This window comes from Verrucomicrobiota bacterium (assembly GCA_037139415.1).
Taxonomy (GTDB): Bacteria; Verrucomicrobiota; Verrucomicrobiia; order Limisphaerales; family Fontisphaeraceae; genus JBAXGN01.
This window is the reverse complement of sequence record JBAXGN010000208.1, coordinates 1-13,175: the sequence shown is the minus strand read 5'-3', so window position 1 is coordinate 13,175 and position 13,175 is coordinate 1. Positions and strand designations below refer to the sequence as shown.

Annotated in this window: 16 protein-coding genes; 6 read left to right on the top strand and 10 right to left on the bottom strand. The window is 56.3% G+C overall.

Features of this window, described 5'->3' with window-relative positions; translation table 11 throughout:
- Positions 1-3: 3 nt before the first annotated feature.
- Positions 4-432: a biopolymer transporter ExbD gene (locus tag WCO56_25420; GenBank protein ID MEI7732937.1), complete on the bottom strand. Its 429-nt coding sequence runs from the start codon at positions 430-432 to the stop codon at positions 4-6.
- Positions 429-1,061 carry a MotA/TolQ/ExbB proton channel family protein gene (locus WCO56_25415; protein MEI7732936.1) on the bottom strand — a complete coding sequence of 211 codons (633 nt, stop codon included), beginning with the start codon at positions 1,059-1,061 and terminating at the stop codon, positions 429-431. The genes WCO56_25420 and WCO56_25415 overlap by 4 nt, the downstream gene beginning before the upstream one ends.
- A gap of 145 nt (positions 1,062-1,206) precedes the next feature.
- Here WCO56_25415 and pyk point away from each other — a divergent pair, with 145 nt between their 5' ends.
- The 3 genes from pyk (at position 1,207) to WCO56_25400 (ending at position 4,643) form a co-directional block, all read left to right on the top strand.
- Positions 1,207-2,610, top strand: coding sequence for a pyruvate kinase (pyk, locus tag WCO56_25410; protein ID MEI7732935.1), 1,404 nt, complete (start codon positions 1,207-1,209; stop codon positions 2,608-2,610).
- 4 nt (positions 2,611-2,614) lie between these two features.
- Positions 2,615-3,538 carry a hydrogenase nickel incorporation protein HypB gene (hypB, locus tag WCO56_25405; GenBank protein ID MEI7732934.1) on the top strand — a complete coding sequence of 308 codons (924 nt, stop codon included), beginning with the start codon at positions 2,615-2,617 and terminating at the stop codon, positions 3,536-3,538.
- A 130-nt stretch (positions 3,539-3,668) separates the two neighbouring features.
- The gene (locus WCO56_25400; protein MEI7732933.1) at positions 3,669-4,643 is read left to right on the top strand and encodes an RNA polymerase sigma factor RpoD/SigA; all 975 of its coding nucleotides are present in this window, start codon (positions 3,669-3,671) and stop codon (positions 4,641-4,643) included.
- A gap of 92 nt (positions 4,644-4,735) precedes the next feature.
- On the opposite strand, the gene pnp is transcribed toward WCO56_25400, so the two are convergent.
- A complete protein-coding gene (gene pnp, locus WCO56_25395; GenBank protein ID MEI7732932.1) occupies positions 4,736-6,928 on the bottom strand; it encodes a polyribonucleotide nucleotidyltransferase in 2,193 nt (730 codons plus the stop codon).
- A gap of 211 nt (positions 6,929-7,139) precedes the next feature.
- Positions 7,140-7,394 carry a 30S ribosomal protein S15 gene (gene rpsO / locus WCO56_25390; GenBank protein MEI7732931.1) on the bottom strand — a complete coding sequence of 85 codons (255 nt, stop codon included), beginning with the start codon at positions 7,392-7,394 and terminating at the stop codon, positions 7,140-7,142.
- 304 nt (positions 7,395-7,698) lie between these two features.
- Between rpsO and WCO56_25385 the strand changes: the two genes are divergently transcribed.
- Positions 7,699-8,352 carry an ABC transporter ATP-binding protein gene (locus WCO56_25385; GenBank protein MEI7732930.1) on the top strand — a complete coding sequence of 218 codons (654 nt, stop codon included), beginning with the start codon at positions 7,699-7,701 and terminating at the stop codon, positions 8,350-8,352.
- 34 nt (positions 8,353-8,386) lie between these two features.
- Here the strand turns inward: WCO56_25385 and WCO56_25380 are convergent, their stop codons facing one another.
- The 3 genes from WCO56_25380 to WCO56_25370 all read right to left on the bottom strand — a co-directional run bounded on the left by WCO56_25380 (position 8,387) and on the right by WCO56_25370 (position 10,080).
- Positions 8,387-9,328: a DHH family phosphoesterase gene (locus tag WCO56_25380; GenBank protein ID MEI7732929.1), complete on the bottom strand. Its 942-nt coding sequence runs from the start codon at positions 9,326-9,328 to the stop codon at positions 8,387-8,389.
- 207 nt (positions 9,329-9,535) lie between these two features.
- Positions 9,536-9,778 carry a type II toxin-antitoxin system HicA family toxin gene (locus WCO56_25375; GenBank protein ID MEI7732928.1) on the bottom strand — a complete coding sequence of 81 codons (243 nt, stop codon included), beginning with the start codon at positions 9,776-9,778 and terminating at the stop codon, positions 9,536-9,538.
- Entirely contained in the window at positions 9,775-10,080 is a 306-nt protein-coding gene (locus WCO56_25370) for a 2-oxoisovalerate dehydrogenase (GenBank protein MEI7732927.1), read from the bottom strand. The genes WCO56_25375 and WCO56_25370 overlap by 4 nt, the downstream gene beginning before the upstream one ends.
- A 41-nt stretch (positions 10,081-10,121) precedes the next feature.
- On the opposite strand from WCO56_25370, the gene WCO56_25365 reads away from it, so the two are divergent.
- Positions 10,122-11,438, top strand: a complete 1,317-nt coding sequence (locus WCO56_25365; protein MEI7732926.1) for a thymidine phosphorylase — start codon at positions 10,122-10,124, stop codon at positions 11,436-11,438.
- Here WCO56_25365 and WCO56_25360 read toward each other — a convergent pair.
- Together WCO56_25360 and WCO56_25355 are read right to left on the bottom strand one after the other, a co-directional pair.
- Complete coding sequence (locus WCO56_25360; GenBank protein ID MEI7732925.1) at positions 11,423-11,881, bottom strand: response regulator; 459 nt, start codon at positions 11,879-11,881, stop codon at positions 11,423-11,425. The two genes, WCO56_25365 and WCO56_25360, sit on opposite strands and share 16 nt — an antisense overlap.
- Positions 11,874-12,086, bottom strand: coding sequence for a hypothetical protein (locus tag WCO56_25355; GenBank protein ID MEI7732924.1), 213 nt, complete (start codon positions 12,084-12,086; stop codon positions 11,874-11,876). The genes WCO56_25360 and WCO56_25355 overlap by 8 nt, the downstream gene beginning before the upstream one ends.
- A 95-nt stretch (positions 12,087-12,181) precedes the next feature.
- Here WCO56_25355 and WCO56_25350 point away from each other — a divergent pair, with 95 nt between their 5' ends.
- The gene (locus tag WCO56_25350; protein MEI7732923.1) at positions 12,182-12,511 is read left to right on the top strand and encodes a phosphopantetheine-binding protein; all 330 of its coding nucleotides are present in this window, start codon (positions 12,182-12,184) and stop codon (positions 12,509-12,511) included.
- Positions 12,512-12,537: 26 nt separating this feature from the next.
- On the opposite strand, the gene WCO56_25345 is transcribed toward WCO56_25350, so the two are convergent.
- Complete coding sequence (locus tag WCO56_25345; protein MEI7732922.1) at positions 12,538-13,056, bottom strand: tetratricopeptide repeat protein; 519 nt, start codon at positions 13,054-13,056, stop codon at positions 12,538-12,540.
- Between the last annotated feature and the right edge of the window lie 119 nt (positions 13,057-13,175).

Genomic DNA, 13,175 nt, shown 5'->3' with positions numbered 1-13,175 from the left:
CATTTACGGGCTTGCGCCGCCCGGGGTTTTGACATACGCGCTGAAATTGGTGATGCCCATTCCGCGCGCCATATCCATCACCTTGATGATTTGTTCAAAGGGTGCCTGGGCGTCTGCCCGGATGGCCAGTCCCAAGCGCGGGTCGCGTTTGACCCGGGCCGCCAGTTCCTGTTGCAGCCGATCGGTGGAAAGCGCCCGTGAATCCAACCGCAGGTACGGCGGTTTGTTATCCACCTCTACAACCATCACCACTCCCTTTTCCGCGACGCCTTTTTGCGCCTGTTTGGATTCCGGCAGGCTCAACTTGAGGCTGGGCTGTTGCTTGAAGGTGGTGGTGACGATCAGGAAAATCAGCAACACGATCAAAATATCAATCAGCGCCACGATGATGACCGTGGGGGCTTGGCGATGTCCGCGTTCAATGAATTTCATGCGCGTACAATCGGCTTGCGATCAGGGTTGGGCGCGTCCGGCGTTTGTGCCCGGTACTGGCGCCGCAGAAACTCCGTACACAGGCTCTCCATTTCCACCGCCATGTTTTCGACTTTCTTGGTGTAATAATTCCAGGCAATCAATGAGGGGATGGCAATGAGCAATCCCAGCAGCGTACTGTTCAGGATGACGCCAATGCCCGTCGCTAGGGCCGCGCTGTCGTTCAACCCGGTACGTCCTAGGTCGCCGAATAATTTCATCAACCCGAACACGGTTCCTACCAGGCCCAGCAGCGGCGCAATGCCCACCACGATTTCCAATACCACCAAGCCGCGCTCTAGCTTGACGATTTCCTGGCGCGCATACGACTGAATGGCCTCCGCGTTTTCCGCTTTTGGCCAATCCAAGCGCTCGGAAGCCACCAGCAGCAACCGGCTGATGCAGGATGGCTTCTGCTCGCAGATACGTCGCAGCGAGGGCACATCGCCCGGCCCCTGGCAGGCGCTCACTGCTGCCATCACTTCTGCCGGCACGACCTTGCGCCACTGTAGCACCCAGCCGCGTTCAATGATGAACGCCACCCCGATCAACGACGTCAGTAATAACAAACCGATAAAAAATAGTTCCATACGTTTTCTGTCTCCGATGCGCCATCGCACGGTCTCCAAACAAACAGCCTCTGTCACCAAACGCAAGTACGGAATGTGGTAACGCTTCAATTATCGCTTTGCACCCGCCGTCATTCTGCTATACTTTGGCAACTTGTTGGTGTTTATGCGTAAGACAAAAATCATCGCAACCTTGGGGCCGGCCACCAGTTCTCCCGAAATGATCGGCAGACTGATTGATGCTGGCATGAATCTGGCCCGGCTAAACATGTCCCATGCCCCGCATGATTGGGTGCGGCAGGTGGTCAAAGACATTCGGGAATCCGCGCGCAGCCGCAATCTTTGTGTCGGCATCATCATGGATACCCAGGGGCCCGCCATCCGGACCGGCGATTTGCCCGCTGCCCTCGATCTGAACCCAGGCCAGAAATTCACTTTGACCGTTCGCGGAGCCACCAGCGAGGAAACCCACTCGGTGGACGTCAATTACGAGAATATTGTCAATGACATCAACGTGGGCGACGTGGTCCTTGTGGATAACGGTGCCATCCGCATGAAAGTCCTGTCCAAGACCGCCAATAAAATTGAATGCCAGGTGTTGACCGCGGGCAAGATGCGCAGCCGCCGCCATATCAACCTGCCAGGGGTTAAAGTCGGCCTGCCGGCATTGACGGCCAAGGATATCGCCGATGTCGAGCTGGGGCTCGAAGTCGGAGTGGATTACATCGCGCTTTCCTTTACCCGCGAGGCCAAGGATCTCCAGCAGTTGAAGGCGTTCACGCAACGGGCCAAACACAAACCGCTGGTGATTGCCAAAATTGAAGACCAGGAAGCCGTCAAAAACTTGGATAGCATCATTCAGGAGGCCGATGCCATCATGCTGGCCCGTGGCGATCTCGGCATCGAAGTGCCTTACGAAGAACTGCCCATCATTCAGCGGCGCGTGATCAAGGAATGCTTACGGGTGGGACGTCCGGTCATTGTTGCTACTCACATGCTCGAAAGCATGATCCAAAGCCCCATGCCCACACGTGCCGAGGTCACTGATGTCGCCAACGCCGTCTTTGAGCAGGCCGACGCCATCATGCTGAGCGGTGAAACCACCGTGGGCAAATACCCGGTGCAATGCGTCGAGGTGTTTGATCGCATTGCCTGCCGCATTGAGCGCGATGAAGCCGCCAATTTCCAATGCCGCGCCGAATTGACCAGTCTGCGCCAAAAGTTGGTCAAGAGCGCCGTGTTCATGGCGGATGAACTTCAGGCCGATGCCATTGTGGTGTTCACCGTCCTCGGGCATCTTGCCCAGTTCGCCGCCTGGATGCGTCCCCGGCATTCTCCCATTTACGCCATCTGCGACCGCCAGGAAATTGCGGATACTCTCGCTCTCAACTATGCCGTGACGCCGGTGGTCAAGCCCTTCGATCATGCCGATTTTGAAAAAACCGTGACGCAATCCCTTGACCTGTTGGTGGCCAAGAAATTGCTTCAAAAAGGCAACACCGTGGTGGTGATCACCTCCATCATGGTTTCTCAAACGCTCGCCGACGCCGTCCAGATGCGCAAAGTATAAATTTATGTGTAAAGACTGTGGTTGCGGACAACCTGGGCCGACCAAAATTGACGGCAAACCGGCGGAAGAAGTCAAAAGCCCGATTGCGGAGGAGTTGTCCCATGCACATTTTCACCATCACGGCGATGGCATCGTGCATTCTCATCCGCATGTGCATGCCCCGGGGCACGAGCAAGAACACGAACATGTTCATGAACACCATGCCCACGAGCATCTCCATAGTCATGAACAGGACCATGATCACCCGCACGATCACGAGCATCCGCATACCCACCCACACACCGTGGATGTGCGGCAGTCGGTGTTGTCTGCCAACGACCGGATGGCCGAACGCAATCGTGGTTATTTCCAGGCGCTGGGGCTGCTGGTGCTGAATGTGGTGTCTTCCCCGGGGTCTGGCAAGACCACGTTCATTCAAAAAACCGTCCTGGGTTTGGGGGACCGTTTGAGGTCAGCGGTGATTGTCGGCGACCTGGAAACGGATAACGACGCCAACCGTTTGCGGGCCGCCGGGGCCACGGCGGTGCAGATTACCACCGGCACCTTGTGTCATCTCGAGGCGGGCATGGTGGCGCGCGCAGTCGGCACGCTGGATGTGAAGTCCCTCGGGCTGCTCATCATTGAAAATGTTGGCAACCTGGTTTGTCCGGCCTCGTTTGATCTGGGGGAAAGTCTGCGGGTGGTGTTACTTTCCGTCACCGAAGGGGAGGATAAACCGCTCAAGTATCCCCCCATTTTCCATGCTGCGGATGTGGTGATCGTTACCAAACTGGATTTGTCCGACGCCGTGGAATTCAATCGGGAACTCGCGCTGAAGAATCTCCACCATGCCAGTCCCAAGGCTCGTATTTTTGAGGTCTCCGCCAAAACCGGGGCCGGGATGCAGGAATGGTGCGATTTCCTGTTACAACGCAAAAATGCTGGTTAAAGCTTCTGGCTTATAATATACGTTAGTCAATCTTTTGTGTCAAACTCTGGTTGACAATAGCTGTTTTTTGTGCTACCTTGACAATAAATGTATAGGGTAACACAAACTGACTAACATAATGAAAATGGTTGTGAAAAACCGAGCCAAGCCCCGCGCCTCACTATCACGAGTTGTTCCCACCCGTCGCGTCAAATTAGCACCTGTCCTTCCGCCCAAGGTAACAACCGTCACCCGCCACGCCCCGATTCCCTTTCCCGAAACGGCCGCCAATTCTTATGAAAGGCCGGATAGCCTCAGCCTGTACATGCGTGAAGTGGGCGAAGTTGGGTTATTGACTCCGCAAGAGGAGGTTATGCTGGCGAAGCGGATCAAGCGCGGCGATAATAAGGCCCGGGACCGGATGATTCGCGCCAATCTCAGGTTGGTGGTAAAAATTGCCCGCGAATACGAAGGTTACGGACTGCCGTTGCTGGACCTGATCAACGAGGGAAACATGGGATTGATGCGGGCAGTGGAGAAGTTTGATCCCGCCAAGGGCGGCAAATTATCCACGTATTCCTCTTGGTGGATCAAACAGTCCATCCGCCGGGGGATTGCCAACCAAGCCAAGACTGTCCGTCTGCCCATTCATGTGCTGGATAAACTATCCAAACTGAAACGGGCCACCACTAAGTTGCAAGATGAACTGGGCCAGGAACCGACCGACGAGGATTTGGCGGAGGAACTGGGCATCACGGTCAAGCGCACCATCCAATTGCGCAATACCACCGTGCGCACCTCGTCTCTGGATGCCACCATTGGTGAGGATGATAGCGGCAAAATCGGTGACTTGATCGCGGATGACCGCGCGGAGAATCCTTATCACGAATTGGAAAAACGCACGATGCACCGGCTTCTGGATGAATTGATTGGGCGTTTGCCAGATCGGGAGATCGCCATTCTGCGGATGCGCTTCGGGTTGGATGGCAACCGCGAACTCTCTTTGGAGGATATTGGCCGGCAATTTGGTGTCACCCGTGAGCGTATTCGCCAGTTGCAAAACTTGGCGTTGGCAAAATTGCGCAAGATGATCGAAGCGCGGGATGCCATCACTGTGGCTGCCTAAAAGTGGCCGGGAACTGAAATCGGCACTGCTCCCAAAACAAAAACACCGGTCAGCGGGTTGCGCTGCCGGTGTTTTGTTATTGAGATATCAGATTAGGCTTTGGGAGCGGCCTCTTTGGCCGGGGCTTCCTTAGCCGGGGCCTCTTTAGCTCCAGCTTCTTTGCCACCCATTTCCTTGTCGCGATCCGCCATGGCGGCCCGGCGGGAGAGGCGCACGCGGCCTTTTTCATCCACGCCCAGGCACTTGACCCAGATTTCATCGCCGATCTTGACAATGTCCTCGGTCTGTTTGACGCGGAAATTGGCGAGTTCACTGATGTGACACAAGCCATCCTTGCCAGGCAGGAACTCGACGAAACAGCCAAACTCCTTGATCGTCACTACTTTGCCGCGATAGATCTTGTTAATTTCCGCCTCGGCGGTCATACCAGTGATGGCATCCAAGGCAATCTTCAAGCCGTCGGAACTGCGGGAATAAATATTCACCGTGCCGTCATCTTCGATGTTAATTTCGCAGCCGGATTCATCCACGATGCGCTTGATGTTCTTGCCGCCCGGCCCGATGAGCGCGCCGATCTTTTCCGGGTTGATCTTGACGGTTTCAATGCGCGGCGCGTATTTGCTGATTTCCGTGCGCGGCGCGGCGAGCACCTTGGCCATTTCACCGAGAATGGCCAGACGGGCAACGCGGGCGCGCTCCAGCGCGAGTTCCATGATTTCAAAGGGCAGCCCCTTGAGTTTGAGATCCAATTGATAACCGGTGATGCCTTTTTCGGTGCCGGCAATCTTGCAGTCCATGTCGCAGAACGCGTCTTCCCACCCGATGATGTCGGTGAGCAGTTCATAGCGCCCGATTGCGCCACTGGCATTGTATTCCGTACACAACCCAACGCTGATCCCCGCCACCGGGCGGATCAAGGGAACGCCGGCATCCATGAGCGCCAAGGTCCCGCCGCAAACGGAGGCCATCGAGGTGGACCCGTTGGATTCCATGATTTCGCTGGTCACCCGCACGGCATACGGATAGGTGGCCAGGGGGAGCATGGGTTCAATGCTACGTTCCGCCAAAGCGCCGTGGCCGATTTCGCGCCGGCCCGGGCCGCTAATACGACCGGTTTCACCCACGGAGAAATTCGGGAAGTTGTAGTGGAGAATGAATTTTTTGGTGTTTTCACCGCCGGTATAGGAGTCGAACTCCTGGGCGTCCTCGCTGGTGCCCAGCGTGGCCAGACTGACGGCCTGCGTTTCACCACGGGCAAAGAGTGCCGAACCGTGGGCGCGGGGGAGTACCCCGACTTCACAGACGATCGGGCGGACCGTTTCAAAACCACGGCCATCGAGGCGTTTCTTATCGTTCAGAATCAAACCACGCACCGCTTCCTTCTGGATATAGTAAAACGCATCATCCACAACGAACTCGGTGATTTTCTCGGCGCCGAATTTTTCGGTCAACTTCACGGTGACATCGTCCTGAATCGCCTTGACGGCGGCTTCGCGCGCCAGTTTGCCCGGGTTCAACAGGGCTGGCACCATCCGTTCACCGGCCAGCCGTTTGGCTTCCTTGAGGATTTCCTCGGGCACAATGTTCAGCGTGATTTCGCGCTTCTTACGGCCGACCTTGGCGACCAGCTCTTTTTGCGCCTGGATGAGCGGCTGGCAAGCCTCGTGGCCGAACTTCATGGCTGCCAGAAAATCCGCCTCGGAGATTTCCTTGGCGGCACCTTCAAACATCACCATCTCTTTTTCGCTGCCCACGTAGATCAGGTCGAGATCGCTCTCGATCATCTGGGCATGCGTGGGGTTGGCCATAAACTGGCCGGCGATCCGGCCAACGCGCACGGCGCCGAGCGGCCCGGCCCAAGGAATATCGCTGACCATCAGCGCGGAGGAGGCACCGAGGATGCTGAGAATGTCAGGATCATTTTCGCCATCGGCGCTCAGCACGATGCTCTGGACCTGCACTTCGTTGTACCAGCCCTTCGGGAAAAGCGGGCGGATCGGGCGATCCGTCAGCCGGCTGGTTAAAATTTCCTTTTCCGTGGGACGCCCTTCGCGCTTGAAATAACCACCGGGGAATTTTCCAGCGGCGGCGGCTTTCTCACGATAATCCACCGTGAGCGGGAAGAAATCCTGGCCTTCCTTGGCCTTGGTGGCGGCGACGGCGGCCACCACTACAATGGTTTCGCCCATGCGCACCGTGACGGCGCCATCGGCTTGTTTCGCTAGTTTTCCGGTTTCGATGATAAGTTCTGACTTGCCCACGAGGGCGGTAACTTTGGTTGACATATTTATGTTCGGGATGTTGATCGCCGAATCCGGGGAACTTCAGTGAACACCTGCACGCAGGTGCTGATTGAAATGCCCGGGTTCGACGGATTTGGTTTCATGCGTGAACTGGTTAATTAATGCGCCGGACCGTTCACTTTGATCCGACGCAGGAAAGAAGATCGGGCAATCTCATGCGGCCATGAGATCACCCGTGCAAATCGGCGTCGGGCTACTTGCGCAGCTTGAGTTTTTTGGTGATCGCCTGATAACGCGGGGCGTCCGTGGTATGCAGGTAATCCAGCAAACGGCGGCGTTGGCCCACCATCATCAGCAACCCGCGGCGGGAGCTGTGATCTTTCTTGTTTAGTTGCAGATGCTCGGTCAGCGAATTAATGCGTTCCGTCAAAAGGGCTACCTGCACATCAGCAGAGCCCGTATCCTTCTCATGCAAACGGTACTTCTCAATCGTCTTAACTTTTTCCATACAGTTTCGAATCAATATTTAATATAGACAGGACAGCATAGCCGCCGGATGAGGGGGTGTAAAGCCATTTTCCAGAGTTTTTACAAGCCAAACAAATCGCGAATCAACCGCGTCGAAATTGACAGCATGGCTTACTCAAAACGGCAGGAGTGATAACGATTCCGCCTTGGTGAAGCCAACTCGCGCCGCCGGGTACCCATTGGGGATGGGAGCGGCCATACCTTTGGCGGAACCCGCGATAAAACTCCATTTTCGTCACACCGTTCTCATTGATTTTCCTCCAAACCTTGCCTACCCTGACTCCATGCTGGAAATCAAACAGGTGAGCAAGGCCTTTCACGGGCCCCAGGCGGTCATTAACGCCGTGCGTGACGTGTCCTTGACGGTGCGGGCGGGAGAGTTCACCGCCGTGCAGGGGCCGAGTGGCTGCGGCAAAACCACCCTCCTGCTGGCGGCAGGCGGCCTGTTACAACCGGATGCCGGGACGGTGTGTGTGAATGGCACCGATCTATACGCGCTGCCTTCCGAACCGCGCGCGCGGTTTCGCGCCGCCCATTTGGGTTTTGTCTTCCAGCAGTTCCATTTGATACCCTACCTGAGCGTGCTGGACAACGTGTTGACACCCGCTCTGGCGTTCAATATTCCCGAGGCCCGAACGCGGGCGGTTGATTTGATCACCCGCTTTGGATTGAAAGAGCGGCTGCATCATGTGCCGGCGGAACTGAGCACCGGGGAACGCCAACGCGCCGCCCTGGCGCGCGCGTTGCTGAACCAGCCCAAGCTCCTGCTGGCGGATGAGCCCACCGGCAACCTGGATGAAGAGAACGGGCGCCGTGTATTGGGTTGCCTCTCGGATTATGCCAAGCAAGGCGGCGCGGTACTGTTGGTAACCCACGATCCGCGGGTGGCTGAATATGCCGGCACCCTCGTGCAAATCAAAGATGGGCGGCGTGTATAGGGGCGATACCCCAATGGCAACCGGCCGTCTTCGCCTACTTTTTGAGTTCCAATTCCGCGAACAAGCTATCCAGGCTGTTCAGCGGCGAGCTGCGCCTGAGTTCCGGGCTTAGCACCTGTTTCAGGTAGATTACCGCGTCGGCGATGGAGCGGATATTCTTGGGTAACAAGGCCCCGGCGGCGTTGGGATGGCCGCCTCCCTGCAACTTTTCGGCAATTTTGGCCGCCTGACCATTGCGGCTGCGCAGGCTGGCGATAATCAGGCCGTTATTCTTGCGGAAGAGGGTCAGCAGCACCGCATACGGGGTCGCGTTTTGTTCCAGCAATTGGTGTACGATGGCATTGGTGTTGCCGATCACGGTGTTCACATAGCCCACCCCTGAGCCCAGTTCGGTGACGTGATTCTTGCTCCAGGCGTATCCCAACGGGTCTTCCACGCGGCGTTTTACCGCCATCACTTCCATCAATGGATGGTCCAGCAGTTTTTCCACGTCGCCCTGAATCAGGCTGCGCAGGTTCCAAAACCCGTAGGTTTTGACCAGGTTCGCGTAGTCGCAGGCCAGGTTGAAATCGGGATCATCCTCCAAAAACAGGTCCGCGACATTGTTCAAGTGAACCAGCCGTTCCAAGGCCGGGGAACTGATGCCGTACTCCTTGCACAGTTCATAGCACAACATCCCGGCAGACTTGGTCAGGTCGTGAATGAGATAGGCCCGTTGCGCAACGATGTCCATGGGATGATGGTCAATGACCACCCAATTGGCGCGGTCCAAGCGCGTTTCAAAGGTGAAATCGCTCACCCAGGCGGCGCGTTCCCGCAACTCGCGCTGTTTCCAGATGTTGTAATGGTATGCCTCAATCGGCACGTCAACGCTAAAAAGTTTGCGCGCCAGACGTTGCAGCAGCGTCCCCGACAAAAAACCGTCGAGGTCACTTTCATGCGTCAGGATAACATCCGGCTTGGATAGCGAATTCATGCGGTTACTCTAACGGGTCAAAAGCCGGGCTTCAACTCGAAAACCGAGCGAAAGCATCTGTATCAAACGCCGAAAAATGGTTAGTCATATTTACCCATCATTCTGGGCTGTTCCTGCTTTTCCGGGTCTGGCTTCATTGTCGAGTTGGGTTGCTGCTATCCCTATCCCCACGTCGGCACGAGGGCTGGGATAAGGATGCACGCGTAGCTATAGATCAAGCACCTTAAGCAATTCTGGAACACTGGTATGATGGTGGGCTGCCACATTGCGTAAAATGCTTTTGAGAGTCCCGATTTTTATTGGGCTATGGTTTGGAATAACCTCATGATGCTCGCCCTGCTCTTGGGTCGTCACCCGCAGGTGAGAACCGCTTTGACGGGTCACCAAATAACCCAGTACTCGCAACGCTTTTGCCAACTCCTGCCCGCTTAGATTCCGTGGGGTTTTCATCGAGCCAGCACTTCGTCTCGGACAAAATGAAGCCGGATGATTTTAGGGGCTTGGGACGGGGTGTCAAAATAACATTCCACCGCATCGCGCACCATCGCACGCAATTCATCAAGGCTTTCCGCCTGGGTGGTGATTCCATAACCCAGCGCCGCAGCGCAATAGCCACCTTCTTCAGCCTCAGTGACTTCAAAAATTATTTCTGACTGCATGTCTAAAGTATGCCCGTAGCAAACTTGGATGTCAAACCCAACCACCCATAATTTCTTGTGACATGGCGAATCGCACCGCTTTATGATTGCCATGCCGCGCCGGTTCTGCGAAGACGTAGGCCAGCGACATTACCATGAAACAAACCGCATCATTCCTTCAACTGCTGGAGGCCAAGCGCGATGGACAAGTGCTTGAAGATCAGCAGATTGCATGCCTGGTTCAGGATTTCACCGCCGGGCGCATCCCCGATTACCAGATGGCCACGTTTCTCATGGCCGTATTTTTTCGCGGTTTGATTCCGGCGGAAACCCGTGCGCTGACGCTGGCGATGCGGGATTCCGGCGACGTGCTGCGATTTCCGGCGGATGCCCGCCCACTGGTGGACAAACATTCCACCGGCGGCATCGGGGATAAGGTGTCCTTGCCCCTGGCACCGCTCCTGGCGGCCATGCAACTGCGGGTACCCATGATTTCCGGACGCGGCCTGGGCATCACCGGCGGCACGCTGGACAAATTGGAGAGCATTCCCGGCCTGTCTACGCAATTGCCGCCGGAGCGTATTGTGGCCCAAGTGCAAACGCTGGGCGTCGCCATGGCCGGCCAGACGGACACCATGGTGCCCGCCGACAAACGAATTTACGCGCTACGGGATGTCACGGGCACTGTGCCATCCATCCCGTTGATCACCGCTTCGATTCTGTCCAAGAAACTGGCGGAAAACCTCCAAGCGCTGGTGATGGACATCAAGTTCGGCTGCGCGGCATTCATGAGTTCCCTGGACCAGGCGCGGACCCTCGCCACTGGGATGTCGCAGTTGGCGAAGGAATGCGGCCTCCCCATGCGCGCCCTGCTGACCCGCATGGACACGCCGCTGGGTTGCGCTGCTGGCAACTGGCTGGAAATCAAGGAAACCATGGATTGCCTAAACGGCCAGGGGCCAGCGGATTTGCGCGCGCTGGTTTTGGAATGTGCCGCTCATCTTTTGGTGCTTACCAAGCGGTTCCCCACTCTGGTGGAGGCTAGACGTCAGGCTGGTGAGTGCCTGGATTCCCATCTGCCACGTGAAAAATGGCTGGCGATGATCGCCGCCCAAGGCGCGAACTTGGACACCTTTCAGCGCAAGTTATCGCAGGACCATACCGCTCCGGTGGTTCGGGAATTACCCGCCCCGCACGCCGGCTATGTACAAGCGGTCGATGCGCGCATCGTAGGTGAGGTCGTGCGCGACTTGGGGGGCGGGCGATTGGCCAAGGATTCCATCATCAACCCGGATGTGGGCGTGGATCGCCTGGCCAAGCCTGGGCAAAAAGTGGCGGCCAGGGAAGTTCTGGTTCGCGTCCACGCTGCGCAGACCAGCGAGGCGGAAATCGCCCTGCACCGGCTGGCGACCGCTTTTCGGATTGCCGAAGAACCGCCGTCGTTGCCGCCGTTGATTCAGGAAGTGGTGTGATCCCCTTTGCGTTCCGCCGCCTGAACGGCCTCCAGCAGGATGTGCATCTCGAACGGTTTCCAAACCACCAATCCGCGTACCCTGCGGATGAACGCATCCACTTTGGCATCCCCTTGGTATCCGGTCATAAAGACAAAACGTCTGCACAAATGCGGTTTTACCCGTTCGACGGCCATATAAAACATATCCCCCGCCAGGTTGGGCATCACCATGTCGCATAAGATCACGGCATAATCATGCACCATGATTTTCTTGATGCCCAGCACCCCATCCAAGGCAGATTCCACTTGGTATCCGCAGCTTTCCAGGAACACTTGCAGAATCTCGACGAAAGCGGGGTCGTCATCCACCACTAAAATTTTTTTAACGGCGTCCAGCCGGGCATTTTCATCCAGGTCATGCGTTTTCTCCTGGGTGTAGGCGGTGAAATGGGTGTTACTCATGAGCGGCGAGCGGTGGGTTTGAGTTTGTCTTTGCGGGCATCGGGCCAGTTGAAACAACCAGTTGCCCGGTAATCAAGCCGATTACCAGCGGTTTTTCATCGTGTGCCGGATGCGCATACATGGCCAAAGCAGTTCTCAGTTCGGGGCGCAGCCTAATGATAAAATCCGCCTGGGTAAAGCCCGATTTGACGGCCATTTTTACCATGGTGTGCGGGCAAAATTCAAATCCAAGCAGTTTTGGCTTGCGCTGACGCCCGCTCCATTAGATTCTCTCGCCCCATTAATTAGTGTAAAGCAATCATGGAAACGACGGAACAACTGCGACAGGAAATCAAGCAGATGATGGTGGAAAACCTCATGCTGCAAGTGACCGCCGACGAAATCGGCGATGAACAGCCGCTTTTCGGCCCCGAAAGCTTGGGGCTGGATTCCGTGGACGCGTTGCAATTGGTGGTGGCGCTCGACAAAAAATTCCAGTTGAAGATCTCCGACCCCGACACGGCCCGCCAAGTGTTGCGCTCGGTCAATTCCATGGCGGAGGCGGTGGTGCAGCATCAAGCTGGTGGTTCTAATGGACAATCGGTTTCTTTGGCTGCCGACGCACCGCCGAAGGTGGAGTCGCCCAAATAACCGGCCTGCGGGTTTTTAAGCGGTCGCTAGCCGAATATCCCTCCGGTGGCTTTCCAGAGCGGCGCGAAATCCGGGTCTTCCTGCGCTCGTTTCTTCACGTAATTGGGGTCGCCCAGTTTGATCGCGCGATCCAGCCAGGTCCTTGCCTCTTCAAAACGTTCCAATAACGAGGCGTAACAGGCCATGTCATAAAGCACGGGCCAAGATTCGGGAAATTGCTCCAGGTGTGGATGCAGCAGATCGTAGGCTTCCTGATAACGTCCCTGAAAATAAACCGCCTCGGCCAGCAGCACCCAGGAAGCCGCTTGTTTGGGGGCAATGACGGTCAGTTCCCTGCCAATTTCCAGGCACACATCGAAACGCTTTTTACGCTTATGGATTTCCCAATGGGTTTCCAGCACATGCGGATGCGCGCGCAACGCCGGATTCATCCCGGTAAGCTCGTTGACTGCTTCCGCGATGTTGCCCAACCCCAGCCAGCCATGCGCCGCATTCAGATAATGGCTGTCCGGTGGTTCAATTGGCTTGATCTCTTCCACCATCATTCAGACGTCTTTCCATGTTCAATTCTTCACCCGCCAATCGTTGGTGGGTGAGGTAAACCTATAGAGCCAGGACCCCCGATAGGGGCTGATGCAGGAAGAAACTCTGGTGTGGGCGGCGT